The sequence below is a fragment of the Prauserella endophytica genome (assembly GCF_005146945.1).
Lineage (GTDB): Bacteria > Actinomycetota > Actinomycetes > Mycobacteriales > Pseudonocardiaceae > Prauserella_A > Prauserella_A endophytica.
Window position 1 is genome coordinate 246,917 of record NZ_SWMS01000002.1, and the last position, 13,212, is coordinate 260,128.

General features: G+C 72.1%; 10 protein-coding genes. 5 read left to right on the forward strand and 5 right to left on the reverse strand.

Translation table 11 applies throughout. The features are described 5' to 3' along the window. Window positions 1-5: 5 nt before the first annotated feature. Window positions 6-1,688, reverse strand: a complete 1,683-nt coding sequence (locus FCN18_RS05025; RefSeq protein WP_113643553.1) for a right-handed parallel beta-helix repeat-containing protein — start codon at window positions 1,686-1,688, stop codon at window positions 6-8. Window positions 1,689-1,756: 68 nt separating this feature from the next. On the opposite strand from FCN18_RS05025, the gene FCN18_RS05030 reads away from it, so the two are divergent. The 5 genes from FCN18_RS05030 to FCN18_RS05045 all read left to right on the forward strand — a co-directional run bounded on the left by FCN18_RS05030 (window position 1,757) and on the right by FCN18_RS05045 (window position 8,600). Next, on the forward strand, window positions 1,757-2,644 hold the full coding sequence (locus tag FCN18_RS05030; protein WP_158303055.1) for an SseB family protein: 888 nt from the start codon (window positions 1,757-1,759) through the stop codon (window positions 2,642-2,644). Beyond that, entirely contained in the window at window positions 2,641-4,395 is a 1,755-nt protein-coding gene (locus FCN18_RS05035; protein ID WP_137093541.1) for a bacterial transcriptional activator domain-containing protein, read from the forward strand. Before FCN18_RS05030 ends, FCN18_RS05035 begins: the two co-directional genes overlap by 4 nt. Window positions 4,396-4,544: 149 nt before the next feature. Continuing rightward, the gene (locus FCN18_RS39450; protein ID WP_170200513.1) at window positions 4,545-4,694 is read left to right on the forward strand and encodes a hypothetical protein; all 150 of its coding nucleotides are present in this window, start codon (window positions 4,545-4,547) and stop codon (window positions 4,692-4,694) included. A 317-nt stretch (window positions 4,695-5,011) separates the two neighbouring features. Beyond that, window positions 5,012-8,149, forward strand: coding sequence for a tetratricopeptide repeat protein (locus FCN18_RS05040; protein ID WP_137093543.1), 3,138 nt, complete (start codon window positions 5,012-5,014; stop codon window positions 8,147-8,149). A gap of 121 nt (window positions 8,150-8,270) precedes the next feature. Further along, on the forward strand, window positions 8,271-8,600 hold the full coding sequence (locus FCN18_RS05045) for a DUF6221 family protein (RefSeq protein ID WP_112269714.1): 330 nt from the start codon (window positions 8,271-8,273) through the stop codon (window positions 8,598-8,600). Window positions 8,601-8,621: 21 nt separating this feature from the next. On the opposite strand, the gene FCN18_RS05050 is transcribed toward FCN18_RS05045, so the two are convergent. From FCN18_RS05050 to FCN18_RS05065, 4 genes are read right to left on the reverse strand one after another with little or no spacing between them, the layout of a single operon-like run. Continuing rightward, window positions 8,622-9,761 carry an acyl-CoA dehydrogenase family protein gene (locus FCN18_RS05050; protein WP_137093545.1) on the reverse strand — a complete coding sequence of 380 codons (1,140 nt, stop codon included), beginning with the start codon at window positions 9,759-9,761 and terminating at the stop codon, window positions 8,622-8,624. A gap of 26 nt (window positions 9,762-9,787) precedes the next feature. Further along, complete coding sequence (locus FCN18_RS05055) at window positions 9,788-11,347, reverse strand: class I adenylate-forming enzyme family protein (protein WP_137093547.1); 1,560 nt, start codon at window positions 11,345-11,347, stop codon at window positions 9,788-9,790. Beyond that, window positions 11,344-12,219 carry an enoyl-CoA hydratase gene (locus tag FCN18_RS05060; protein ID WP_199543151.1) on the reverse strand — a complete coding sequence of 292 codons (876 nt, stop codon included), beginning with the start codon at window positions 12,217-12,219 and terminating at the stop codon, window positions 11,344-11,346. The genes FCN18_RS05055 and FCN18_RS05060 overlap by 4 nt, the downstream gene beginning before the upstream one ends. Next, window positions 12,219-13,211 (reverse strand): LLM class flavin-dependent oxidoreductase, encoded by a 993-nt coding sequence (locus tag FCN18_RS05065; RefSeq protein ID WP_112269722.1) that lies wholly within the window; start codon window positions 13,209-13,211, stop codon window positions 12,219-12,221. Before FCN18_RS05065 ends, FCN18_RS05060 begins: the two co-directional genes overlap by 1 nt. Window position 13,212 lies beyond the last annotated feature (1 nt).

Consider the following 13,212-nt stretch of genomic DNA (forward strand, 5'->3'; position numbering starts at 1 on the left):
CCGGATCAGCCGTTCTGCCGGACGGCGTCCAGCAGGTCGTCCAGCGTCAGCGTCAACAGGTCGTCCCTCGTCGGCCTGCGACCGAGCGCGCGCAGGCGGGTGGACTGCGACTTGCGCATCCGCTCCAGGAGCTTGCGTGCCTCGCGTGCGTTGCCGAAGTTGTCGTCGCGCTCCACGTGCGCGAACCATTCGAGCAGCGCGGAATCCAGGTCCTCCGTCAGCCGGTAGTCGTCGCCCCCGGCGATGCGGGCGCTGATCCGCACCAGCTGCTCCGGGCTGTAGTTCTCGAACTCGATGTTCTTGGCGAAGCGCGACGCCAGACCGGGGTTGGCGTCGAGGAACTCCCGCATCTCCCCGGTGTAGCCGGCCACGATCACGGCCACCTCGTCGCGGTGGTCCTCCATCAGCTTCACGAGGGTGTCGATGGCCTCCTGGCCGAAGTCGGCGCCGCTGCCGCCGGAGCGGGACAGCGTGTAGGCCTCGTCGATGAACAGGACGCCGCCGCGCGCCTCGTCGAACACCGAGGCGGCCTTCTCCGCGGTGTGCCCGATGTACTGCCCGACCAGGTCGCGCCGGGAGACCTCGCGGAAGTTGCCGTTGGGCAGGATGCCCAGCGCCTTGAGCAGCTGCCCGTAGATGCGCGCCACGGTGGTCTTGCCGGTGCCGGGAGCGCCCGCGAACACGAGGTGGTGGCTCACCGCGCCCACGCTGAGTCCCTCGCTGCGCCGCCACTCGTTCACCTGCAGCTCGTCGATGAGCGCGCGCACCTCGCGCTTGACCCCGGCGAGCCCGATCATGCCGTCGAGTTCGCCCAGCAGCTTCTCCACCTGCTCGGCGTCCTGCCGCCCTCCGGTGGCCTTCGCCGCGCCGACCTGCGGGGTGGCCGGGCCATCGGAGTCCTGCGTGATCTCCGTCCTCGCGTCCTCGGCGAGGTGGATTCCGGGCTCCGCGGTGTTCTCCACCCGGCAGTTGCGCACCACCCCGCCGCACCCCCGGCCCACGGTGATGCCAGGCCCCTGTGTGTCGTGCACCCAGCACTCGTCGATGGTCGGGAAGCTCTGGTCGGCGACGGCGATACCGGCGTCGCCCGCCCGCGAGATGTCGCAGCGCTCGATCCGCGAGCCGCCCGCCTGGTACATGTAGACGCCGCGGAAGCCGCAACCGGCCACTGTGGAATGCCGGATGGTGGCCTGCGCGCCGAGGCGCACGATCACCGCGTCGTCCACGATGTCGCGCACCTCGCAACGGTCGACGAGGCCGTCGGACTCCTCGATGACGAGACCGACCTGCGCTCCGGTGATCCGCGTGCCGGTGATCTCCGCCTCGGCTCCGCCCGCGACGCTCAGCGCGGCCGCGAAGCCCGCCGACACCTCGCAGTCGGTGACGTGCACCGTGCCGCCGCGCACCTCGACGGCGGCCCGGTCGCCCGCACGCAGGGTGAGCCCGGTCAGCCGCAGCCGGGATCCGGTGGCCGACACCAGTGGCTCGTCGTGCGACGACGGCGTGATCGTCACCGTGCCGAGTTCGCTGGCCGCGATCGTCACGTCGCGGCCGCGGATCGACAGCGTCTCCGCGTACTCCCCGGCACTCACCGAGATGATCGCGCCTTCGTCTGCGGCGTCGAGTGCTTCCGCGATCGAGGCGTGCGCGCCGGGTTGTCCCGGTGCGACGAGAAATGTCCTTGCCATCGTCAGTGACCATACCCCGCCCTTGCGTCGCCGGGCTTGTATTGATGGAAGAGGACGGTGATGGCTCGGTGGAGAACGAGTGGAGGCCGGGGAACGACGCCGAGCGGGCGATGGCCGCCGCGCTCGACACCGGCGACGGCGCGCGGTACGCGGAACTGCTGCTGCGCGCGCCGTTGCTGCTGCCCGTCCTGCCCGCGCACGACAGCCCGGAGTGGGCGGAGCTGACGCGGCGGATCCCGTTGAGCCACGAGCACATCGTGGTCTACACCTCCGAGGAGAGCCTGTCCTGGTGTCTCGGCGGGCTCGCGCTCGGGCACCGGACGACCGACCTCGCTTCGCTGCGCGAGGTGTGGCGGGAACCGGCGTACCACCTCGCCGTCAATCCCGGCTCGCCGATCGCCGTGTCGCTTCCCGTGGATTCCGTGACCGCCCTGAGGGACGGACGGGAGGAGATCGTGCCGGCGGCGCTCCTCGCGGAAGCGGTGGCGCAGCGGTGCGTCGGGCTGCTGCGGCGTGGCTGTCTGGAGGAACTCGGCGCCGGGGGAACCCCGGGCTCTGACGTCCCGGCGGGCGCGTTGCAGGCGGATCTGTGGGACGCCGCCGACCGGCAGGACGCCGACGCGTTCCTGTTGCGGCTGCTCGGCTCCACGGTGATCCTGCCGACCGAGGGGCAGGTCGCCGGCCCGGAGCGCATCCGCGAGACCGGGTTCCCGTGGCGGACCGTGGGCCCCGAGGACTCGCCGCTGGTGCCGGTGTTCAGCTCGGTCGCGGGGCTCGAGGTCACCGGCGGGTCCGCGCAGCACCACATCGGTGTCCCTTTCGTCGAGCTGCTGGCCAACTGGCCCGGCCCCGACCACACCCTGTGCTTCGACCCCGGCGCGAGGACCGAGCTGATCCTGCCCGGCGACGTGCTGCTCGACCTGTTCGCGGGCCTGTCGCGGCCGGAGGAGCCATGATCGCGGGCGTGCTGTTCGGCTGCCTCATGGCGGGTGGTGCCGTACTTGGCCTCGCCGTCGCCGCGGGCCCCGAGGCGTGGCGGCGGTGGCGGCATCCGCGTCCGCGCGCCGAGCTGCTGCCCGGCTCGTGGGTGATGCGCGACGTGCGCGCGGCGGCGCTGACCGCCGCCGCGCTCGGCGAGCTGGGGGCCGGTCAGGGCGAACCACCCGCCGTGCGGGCTCTCCTCGTCGGGCGCGACCACGTGGTGCTGCGCCTCGTCCGGCCGGCCGCGGCGCCGCTGCCAGGCCGCTGGCGTCCGCATCCCGGCGGACCGCCGGGAGAGTCGTGGTCCCTGTCCGCGGCGGACCTGAACGCCGGCCGCCGGCTGCCCGCGGGCTTTCCGGCCGTGGTGACGATCGGCCGGGCCGACGAGAGCGACGTGCTCGTCGACCTGCGCCAGGCGCGTGGCCTCGTGGCCGTGGAGGGCGCCGGCGAGCAGCCGCTGCGGCTGCTGGAGGCGATCGCGTTCGAGCTGGTCACCAATCCGTGGTCGCGGGAGGCGACGGTGGTGCTGGCCGAGTTCCCCGCCGACGTCGTACTGCCGGCTCCGGGACGGGTCCGCCGCACCCGCACCGTGGCCGAGGCGGTGACGATGGCGGAGAGCTTCGCGCAGCGGCCACACGGCCTGCTGGTCGTCATCACCGCGCGGACGCCGCCCGCTCCCGATCTCGACCGGCTGCGCAGGCTCGCCGAGGATCCGAGACGCGTTGTGCTCGTCCTCTGTGCGGGCAACTGTCCGTCTGCCCGGTGGCTCGTGGGGGTCGCCGCGGAGGGGCACGCGCAGCTGAACCCGTTCGGCCTCCGGTTCGGGTCGATCGCGCCCACCATGGCCGGGCTGCGCCGGGAGCTTCTGCTCGCCAGGGGCGGTTCCGCGGTGCCGTCGGCGTACGGGCCGGACTCGCCGGCCCCCGGCGAACCCGTGTGGTTCCGCGAAGGCCAGTGCGGTGGCGGGCTCGAGCGCACCGTGGTGCTGCGCGCGCCTGCCAGGGCGGAGGTCCGCGTGCTGGGGCGCGTGGAAGTGGAGGCGCCGGGCCAGGTTCCGCAGGAGCGCAAGTCCGCGCTGGCGCAGCTGGTCGCCGCCGCCGCGGTCCTGCCCGGCGGTGTCTCCATCGCACTGCTGAACGAGGTCGCGGGCCCGGCGGCCCCGGAGTTCGTGCGGCTGCTGCACGAGTGGCTCGGCGTCGACGCGTCCGGGCAGCCGAGGCTGCGGGGCTCCGGGGAAGGCTGGACGCTGTCGCCGGAGGTGCGGGTGGACTGGCAGCTCTTCCACGATCTGGTGAGCGGTACCGAGCCCAGCACCGAGCGGGCGAGGCTCACCAACGCACTCGGGCTGGTCCGGGGCGAGCTGTTCGCCTCCGCCGACTTCGCCGAACCGGTGCGGCGCGCGTTGCAGGACGCGACGGGAGACTTCCAAGCCCGCACCGTTCGCTGTGTGCGGCGCGCGGCGGAGCTCGCGATGGCCGCGGGAGACCTCGCGGGCGTCGAATGGGCGCTGCGCAAGGGCTTGACGCTGCTGCCCCGGATGGAGGGCCTGTGGCGGACGCTGCTGCTCTTCCAGTCCGAGCACCAGCCGGAGGGGGTCGGCAGAACGGCCGGCGAGCTGCGCGCGGCGCTCGGGGGCGACGGCTCGCGCACCGAGCCGGACGCCGCCACCACGCGGTTGCTCGCCAGGCTCGGCCACGGCGAAATCCTGAACCGCTCCTATCCGTAGTCGGGTCGTAGCGGCTCCGTAGCACCGCGGCGGATGCGCCGTACGCAGCGTTTTTCCCGGTTCCCGCTTACCAGGCGCGGTGTCCGTGGTCTGCCAGCGCCGCCCGCGATGCTGGGGTAGTCCTAGCCGAATGCGGAACGGAGGCCGACATGAGCACCGACGACAACGCCTGCCGCACCTGTGGCGGCAGCGGCTGGATCCTGCAGACCGTCGTCGACGAGTACACCAGGGAGGTCGACTCCCGCGAGGTTCCCTGCGCGTGCTGGGGTGTTCCCGCACTCAGCGAGTTCGCTTCCTAGCCGGCGCGCCGCACCAGCTGGTCCACACACTTCGGTCTGCCCTGACCGTCGCCCATCCATCACGGCACCCGGCACGACCGGTTGCGCCGGCCGGCGCAACCGGTCGTGCCGCGCTGTCCCAGCCCACTGGGCATGCCACCCACCCGGCCGGTAGAGTCGGGCCCAACACACGCCTCGTCCGGGGAAGGAGGAAGGCGCTTTCTTGCCGGGACAATCGATCCCGAGACGGCGTGGCGGGTGAATTTCTGGGGGTTTGGCCGAGGCGCAGGGAACCATCGCCGCTTTCCCTTCATCCGAGGCCGTACAAGGACATCTCCGTGATTCAGGATCGGATGGGCCTCCGACATGACTTCGGCGTTACGTTCCCCCTTCTCGTGCGCGGCGCGCCCCGCATGACCGCGATGTCCAGCCACCAGAGTCGGAGGCTCGACCAGTCGATCCGTGAGTACCGCGCGCGCTCCGGGCTGACCCAGCAACAGGCCGCCGACCTCGCCGGGATGAGCGTCGCCTGGTTGCGGGATCTCGAACAGGGCCGGGTGGCCAAGCCCCGGCTGGCGACCCTGCGCAGGCTGGCGCTGGCGCTGGGACTGGCTCCCGAGGAGACGGCCGAGCTCGAACGAGTGGTCCAGCACAGTGAGAGCGTGGGCTACGACCTGTGGTTGCGGGTGCTCGGCCCGCTGGCGGTACGGGTGGACAATCGCGCGGTCGAGCTCGGCTCGGTGCGGCAGCGGCTGCTGCTCGGCATGCTGGCCCTTTCCCCGAACACCCCGGTGAGCAGGGACGAGCTGATCGAGGTCGTGTGGGAGGGAAAGCCGCCGCCGACGGCCGTGGAGTTGTTGCAGACCAACGTGTCGCGGCTGCGCAGGCGGCTGGCCTCACGGCAGGGCGACGCGCAGGCGGGGCGGGTGCTGACCGCCACCCAGACCGGCTACCAGCTCTCGTGCACGCAGCAGCAGCTCGACGTGCTGCTGTTCCGGCACCTCGCCGCGGAGGGACGGCAGGCGCGGCAGCGGGGTGACCTGGTCGGCGCGTGCGAGGCGCTGCGCAAGGCCGTCGAGCTGTGGGAGGGCGACCCCGCGGCCGACCTTCCGGTGCTGCGCCTTCACCCCGCCGCGGTGGCGCTCGGAGCCGAACGCAACGCCGTCGTGTTGGAGTACGCGGCGGTCACCGCACAGGCGGGCCGCCACGGGGACGCCGTGCCCGCGCTGCGTGAGGTGGTGGAGTCCGATCCGTTGCACGAGGCGGCACACGCCGCGCTGATGATCGCGCTGGCCGGCAGCGGCAGGCAGGCCGCGGCGCTGACCGTCTTCTCCGAGCTGCGAAAGCGACTGGACGACGAGCTCGGGGTGGCTCCGGGCGCTGAGCTCGTGGAGGCGCACCAGCGCGTGTTGCGCCAGGAGGTGGACCGGCCCGCACAGGTGGGCACCGTGACGCGCGCGCACAGGCAGCTGCCCCGCGACATCGCCGAGTTCACCGGCCGCGCGGCCGAACTGCGGACACTCCACGACAACCTGGTGGAGGCGCACGAGAACAGCACGGCGACCGCCGTCCTGAGCATCGTCGGCATGGCCGGGGTGGGCAAGACCCGCCTCGCCGTGCACCTCGCGCACCGCCTGCTGGCCTCGGGGCAGTACGGCGACCAGCAGCTCTACGTGGACCTGAACGGCCACGCCGACCAGCCCGCGGCCGATCCGGGCGCCGTGCTCGCCTCGTTCCTGCACCTGCTCGGGGTTCCCGGCGAGCAGGTGCCGAGGGAGACCACCTCGCGCGCGGCGCTCTACCGTGACCGCCTCCACGGCAAGCGGGCACTGGTGCTGCTCGACAACGCCGCCAGCGAGGATCAGGTGCTGCCGCTGCTCCCCGCGGGCCCGACGCACCTCGTACTGGTGACCAGCAGGCGCGCGCTGGCCCTTGACGGCGCCCAGCTCCTGCCGCTCGACGTTCCGACCCCGGACGAGGCGAGGGCGCTGCTCGCGCACTTCATCGGCGATCGGCGCGTCGCGAAGGAGGAGACCGCGGCGCGCACGGTGATCGACCTGTGCGGGCGGTTGCCGCTCGCCGTCGCGTTGATGGCGCACCGGCTGCAGGCGCGGCCGACGTGGAGCATCGAGGACCTGGCCGTGCGCCTGCGCGACGCCGAGCACCGCACGAGCGAGCTCGCGGCCGGCACGCGCCGCGTGCGGGCCGCCTTCGACCTGTCCTACCGTGCGCTGAGCGCGGAATCCCAGCGCGTGTTCCGGTTGCTGGGCCTGCATCCCGGTGACGACTTCACGGCGTGGTCGGTGGCGGCTCTCGCGGGAATCGAGCAGGCGGCCGCGCAACGGGTGCTGGAAGGCCTCGTCGACGAGCATCTGGTGAGCGCGGTGACGGGCGACCGGTACCGCCTGCACGATCTGCTCCGGGACTACGCCCGGGACCTGGTGGAGGAGGACGAGCCCGGGGAACGCGCCGAGGCGGTCGCCCGGCTGTTGCGGTGGTGCCTGCACGCGAGCAGGGCCGCACGCCGGGTCCTCAACCCACTCGACGAGGTACCGGCCGAGCAGGAGAGCGAGCCGGGCCGGATCCCGCGGTTCGGGGACACCGGCGCCGCGCTGAGCTGGCTGGAGGCGGAACACGCGACGCTCATCGCGGCTGTGGACGTCGCGATCGAGCACGAGCTGTGGGGCGTGGCCTGGCGGCAGACCGCCGTGCTGCGGGCCTATCTCGAGCGCAGGAGCGACTGGCCACTGTGGATCGCCACCAGCCACAAGGGCTTGATGGCCGCACGCAGGGACGGAGACCTCCGCGGCGAGGCGTGGATGCTCAGTGACCTGGGGGTCGCTCACGGACAGTGCGGCAACCTCGAGGAGTCGGTGGACCACCTCACGCGGTCACTGGAGATCAGCAGGCGGGTCGGCGACCCTTTCTTTGCCGCCCGGAGCCTGAACAACCTCGGCGTGGCAGTGGCCATGCGCGGCGACCAGCACGCCGCGATCACGCATTTGCGGGAGGCGCTCGAACTCGACCGGCGAGCCGGCCTGAGCGTCCTGGGCGGGCGGGTCAGGAACAACCTGGGCCATGCTCACGCGCGCCTCGGCGAACACGACACGGCCCTGCGGTACTTCCGGGAGGCGCTCGACCTCGCGGACGAGGCCGAGGATCCGCGTAACTACGCGACGGTGCTGCACAGCTTCGGTGCGGGCCTCGCCAGGCTGGGCCGGTACGACGAGGCCGTACCGGCGCTGCGCCGCGCGCTCGACATCGACCGGCGCAACCGCTTCCGCTCGGCGCAGGCCGAGGCGCTGGAAACCCTGGGCGACACCTACTGGAAGGCGGGGGAGCACGGTCGCGCCGTCGAATGCCTCGAGGAGGCGATCGCGATCCTCGACGACCTCGGGCATCCCCACGTCGAGAACGTCCGCGCGGTGCTGAAGGCCCTCGTCGGCGACTCAGGCGATCAGGCCGCCACGTCGTGAGGGCGCGACCGTGCGCGAGGGTCGGCCACTGATGGTCCACCCGGGGACGCCGGTCGCCACACCGCTCACGACGTGGACCGGGCCGCGTGTTGAACCGGGCCGCACGGGCTACCCCGGGCCCATGACCGAGTTGACGAGTTTCGTGCTTGCCCGACTGGACGACGACGAACGGCGCTACGGCAACGGCGTTCTGCCTGCTCTGGACGAAGCCGAGCGGCGTGGCCGCCTGCGCATCGTGCGCAGCGACGACGGTGAGGGCCTGGTGCTCCTGCCCGGTCCCGTGCAGGCCGCGGAGGAGCGGGTGCCCGTGCCGTTCCCGGAGAAGGCGGCCCATCTCCGACGAGAGATCCGCGAGCACGCCGACGCCGACACGGCCCGCCTCATCGCCTCGGTGTACGCGGCCCACCCGGACTGGCGGGAGGAGTGGGAGGCCGCGAGTCCGGGCGGCTGAGGCGGGCTCTGCGGCGGAACGTCACAGACCGTAGGAGCCCGCGATGATCTCGCGCTGGATCTCGCTGGTTCCCGCGAAGACCGTGGAGATGATGTTGCCGCGCAGGTGCCGTTCGATGTCGTACTCGGTGGTGTAACCGGCCCCGCCGAACATCTGCATGCCCTCGATGCTGATGCGTTTGGCGGTCTCGGTGACTTTCAGCTTGGCCATCGAGGCCTCCCTGGCGCGCTGGGTGCCGGGGTCGGCGTCGACCCTGCCCGCGAGGTCGTACACGAGTGCCCGGCAGCACTCCAGCTCGGTCGCGAGGTCGGCGAGGCGGTGCCGCAGCACCTGGAAGCTGCCGATGGGCCTGCCGAACTGCTTTCGTTCCCTCACGTAGGCGAGCGTGTCGTCGAAGGCGCGCCTTGCCTTGCCGAGGAAGATCGCCGCGCAGGTGATCCGCTCGAAGTTGAGCCCCGCCATCAGCTGCGCCCACGCGCCGCCCTCGGTGCCGATCACGTTGGCGGCCGGCACCACGGCATCGGTGAAGTAGACGTCGTTGACCTCGCGGCCACCGAGCGTGTCGATCCCGCGGACGGTGACGCCCTCGGTGGGCAGCGGCACGGTCAGCATCGTGATGCCGTCGTGTTTGGAGCCGGAGGAGTCGGTGCGGCACACGAGCAGCATGCGGTCGGCATAGTGCGCGCACGAGATCCACGTCTTCTGTCCGTTGAGCACGAACTCGTCGCCGTGGCGCTCGGCCCGGCACCGCAGCGATCCCACGTCCGAACCGGACTCGGGCTCGCTCATCGCGACCGACGAGATCTCCCCTCGGCAGAAGCCGCCGATCAGGTTCTCGCGCTGCTGCCGCGTGCCGAACTTCTCCACCGCCTTCGCGGCGATCATCGAGATCCCGAGCGCGAACACCGGAACCTGGCCGTACGCCAGTTCCTCCAGCAGCACGCAGGCGTCGGTGAGACCTCCGCCGCCGCCCCCGTACTCCTCGGGCATCGCCACGCCGATCCAGCCGAGGTCGGCCAGTTTGGCGTACAGCTCGGGGCTGTGGGCTTCGGTCTCCCCACCGGTGAGCGCGACGCGTTTCTCCCTTGTCCCGCACTCGCGCTCGGCGAACTCGCGGACGGCCGCCGCGAAGTCCCGGCGTGCCGCTTCGTCCAGTGGCACCGTGGTCTCCTTTCCCTCGAACCCGCTCACGCGCCGGCGATGCGCGGGGCGTCACCCACGTACTGCTCCCGGACGACCCTGCGCAGCACTTTGCCGATCGGCGTGCGCGGCAGTGAGTCCGTGAACGTCACGCCGGTGATCTTCTTGACGGAGCCGACCTTCTCCCTGCTCCACTCGATCAGCTCCTGCTCCGTGACGCTCGCGCCCTCGCGCAGGACCACGGCGGCGTGCGGTGTCTCGCCCCACTTGGGGTGGGGCACGCCCACCACCGACACCTCGGCCACGGCGGGATGCGCGGCGAGAGCGTTCTCCAGCTCCATCGGCCAGATGTTGAACCCGCCGGAGATGATCGTGTCCTCCTTGCGGTCAGCCAGGAACAGGAACCCGTCCGCCGACAGCGATCCCATGTCGCGCGTGCGGATCCAGCCACCGGGCAGCAGGCGCTGCTTCGTGGCCTCGGGATCGCCCCAGATGCCGTGCATCGTGCCAGGGCACAGCGCGACCACCTCGCCGACCTCGCCGGGTGGCAGGTCGTTGCCCTCGTCGTCGACGATCCGGACCACCGAGTTCGGGGTCGGACGGCCCGCAGAGCGCAGCCACGCCCGTTCCTCGTCGGTGCCGTCCGGAACGTGGTAGCCGGACGTGAGGCAGGTGATGGGCATGGCCTCGCTCTGCCCGTAGGTCTGGTACATGATGTCGCCCCAGAGCCGCAGCGCCGCGACGAGCGTGGTCTCCGAGATCGGGGCGCTGCCGTAGAGCATCTTGCGCAGGCTGGACACGTCGCGCTCACCCGCGCCGGGATGGTTCACCACCAGCTGGATCATGGTGGGCGCGAGCATCCCGAACGTGATGCGCTCGCGCTCCACCAGGTCGAGCCACGCGTCCGGGTCGAACGACGGCATCACGACGCTCGTGGCGCCGACGGCGATCAGCGGCCACGCCAGCAGTCCCGCGGCGTGGCTGAACGGCGTCGCGGCGAGGTAGCGGTCGTCGGCGGTGAACCCGCCGAGCACGAGCGCGAACTCGTTGCCCATGTCCATCCAGCCGCGCACCGTGTGCAGGATGCCCTTCGGCTTGCCCGTGGTGCCCGAGGAGAACCGGATGACGTGCGGGTCCTCGGGTCGCAGCACCACGTCCGGCAGCTCAGCCGACGCCTCGGCGAGCGCCTGTTCGTAGCCGCGCGTGCCCTCGGGCGCCTCACCCGCGACGAACACCACCCGCACGTCGGGGGCCTGCGCGAGGACGGGCGCGATCGCGGCGTAGTGCTTGTCCTGCACCAAGAGCGCGGCCGCGCCGGTGAGCTGGAGCAGGTACAGGTTCTTCTCGGCGGGTTCGTGGGCGTAGAGCGCGCACCGGACGTAGCCGCCGACGGCGAGGCCGGCGACCTGCTCCAGCGCCTCGAACGCGTTGTCGCTCAGCACGGCCACGCGCTCGCCGGGCCGGATTCCCTCGGCGCGAAGGGCGTTGGCGAGCCGGGCCGCGCGGTCGCGCAGCCCGGTGAAGGTCTGCCGCCGGTCGCCGCAGGCGAACGCGACGCGGTCACCGTAGATCCGGGCGCTCTTGTCGAGCAGGCTGATGGGATTCATCGTGGCTCCTGGGTGGGGTTGTCCCGGCGATCCGGATGGCTCCGCCGGGCGTTCCGTCGGATGACCGCACGGCCTTCGGGGTCGACGATGCTGCCGTGCAGCCGGAGGTTGTGGTTGTGGCCGAGCTGGTGCAGACCGAAGGCGGCCTCGACGGCGGCGCGCTGGCCCTGCAGATCGAGCCCGTGGTTCACCGCGCGCTTGGCCAGGCGCAGCCCGAACGGTGGGCGGCCGGCGATCCGGGTGGCCAGCTCCAGTGTCGCGGACTCCAGGTCCGCGTCGGCGACGACGCGGTTGACCATGCCCATCGCCAGCGCGTCGCGGGCGCCGATCGGCTCACCGGTGAACAGCATCTCCTTCGCCCGCCGCGCACCGAGCTCCCACAGGTGCGTGAAGTACTCCATGCCGTTCATGTCGAACGCGGAGACCGGGTCGACGAACGTCGCCGACTCGGCCGCGACGACGAGATCACACGGCCACACGAGCATCAGCCCGCCGCCGATCACGCGGCCCCGGACCTCCGCGATGGTGGGCCGCGGCAGGTCGCGCCAGCGCAGGCACAGTCCGGTGAACAGCTCCTCCTCGGTGGCGAACCAGCCCTCCGCGCCGGGCGCGTCGAAGCCGCCGGTCAGCGTCCTCGGCCGCGCGTCGCCCATCGCCCAGTCGGTCTCGAGGTCATGGCCGGCGGAGAAGTCGGGTCCGTCGGCGGCCAGGATGACCACCCGGACGCGCTCGTCGCGCACCGCGCGCGTGTAGGCGTCGTCGAGCGCGTACAGCAGGTCACGGTCCTGCGCGTTGCGCTTCTCCGGTCGTGCGAGCACGATCCGGGCGATGGCGGGCTCCGGCTGCTCGTACCGGATCGTGCTCGCCGCCATCAGCGCGCCACGGCTTCCGAGGGCACCAGGCGCGCGAACGCCTCCAGCTCACGCGGGATGTCCGGGCCCGCGGGCTGGTAGACGACCTCGGTGATGCCCTTGGCCACCATCTCCTCCAGGCGGGCCCGCAGCTCGTCGACGGTGCCGGTGAAGGTCAGCGCCGACACCGTCTCGCGCGGGATGAGCCGGTCGTCGTGCTCCGAAACCTCCATCAGGTGTCCCTTGTGGAGGGACAGGTGACGCTCCTCCTCGGACAGCGAAGAGATCATCTCGCCCCAGGCCGCGCCGTTGGGGAGCGCGTTCAGGTCGAAGCCCGCCTCGTAGTAGAGGTGGTAGATCACCACGGCGGCGTGGCCGGCGGCGGCCCACACGCGGTCGGAGGTGGGGGACTCGCCGTCGTCGAGCACGGTGCCCATCGCCCAGCGGGCGGAGTTCTCCCAGCCCTCGCCGGGCTCGGTGTTGACGGTGAGGACGCCGTCGGCGTGCTCCCTCGCCACGGCGAAGCCCTTGGGACCCTCGGTGGCCATGTAGACGTCGAACTCGACCGGCAGCTGCGGCAGGTACCCGCTCGCGTGCATGAGGCGCATCGTCTTGCCCTCCCACTGCACGGGCTCGCCGCGCAGCAGGGTCTTCAGCGCGGTGACGTACTCGGCGACCTCGGCCCATTTCATCGGTTTGTGCCCAAGTGCGCGCAGGCCGGTGAATCCGGTGCCCACGCCGAGGGTGAAGCGGCCGGGCGCGATCGACTCGATGGTCGCGATGGCCGAGGCCGTCACCACGAGGTGCCGCAGCTTTGGCACGGCAACGCCGGTGGCGAGGCCGATCCGCTCGGTGCGGTCGGCCGCGCGGGCGAGCGCGCTCCACGAGTCCAGGCACAGCGCCGGGGAGTCGTACACCCACGCGCGGTGGTAGCCGAGCCGTTCGGCGAGTGCGATGTGGTCGGGGGTGTGCGGTCCGGTGTAGAACGCGCAGGAGAGCTTCGGCGTGCGCATG

Bases quoted from the DNA above. Each gene is read 5' to 3' on its own strand.
- FCN18_RS05025 (WP_113643553.1), bottom strand. From the start codon at position 1,688: ATGGCAAGGACATTTCTCGTCGCACCGGGACAACCCGGCGCGCACGCC.
- FCN18_RS05035 (WP_137093541.1), top strand. From the start codon at position 2,641: ATGATCGCGGGCGTGCTGTTCGGCTGCCTCATGGCGGGTGGTGCCGTA.
- FCN18_RS39450 (WP_170200513.1), top strand. From the start codon at position 4,545: ATGAGCACCGACGACAACGCCTGCCGCACCTGTGGCGGCAGCGGCTGG.
- FCN18_RS05045 (WP_112269714.1), top strand. From the start codon at position 8,271: ATGACCGAGTTGACGAGTTTCGTGCTTGCCCGACTGGACGACGACGAA.
- FCN18_RS05055 (WP_137093547.1), bottom strand. From the start codon at position 11,347: ATGAATCCCATCAGCCTGCTCGACAAGAGCGCCCGGATCTACGGTGAC.
- FCN18_RS05060 (WP_199543151.1), bottom strand. From the start codon at position 12,219: ATGGCGGCGAGCACGATCCGGTACGAGCAGCCGGAGCCCGCCATCGCC.
- FCN18_RS05065 (WP_112269722.1), bottom strand. From the start codon at position 13,211: ATGCGCACGCCGAAGCTCTCCTGCGCGTTCTACACCGGACCGCACACC.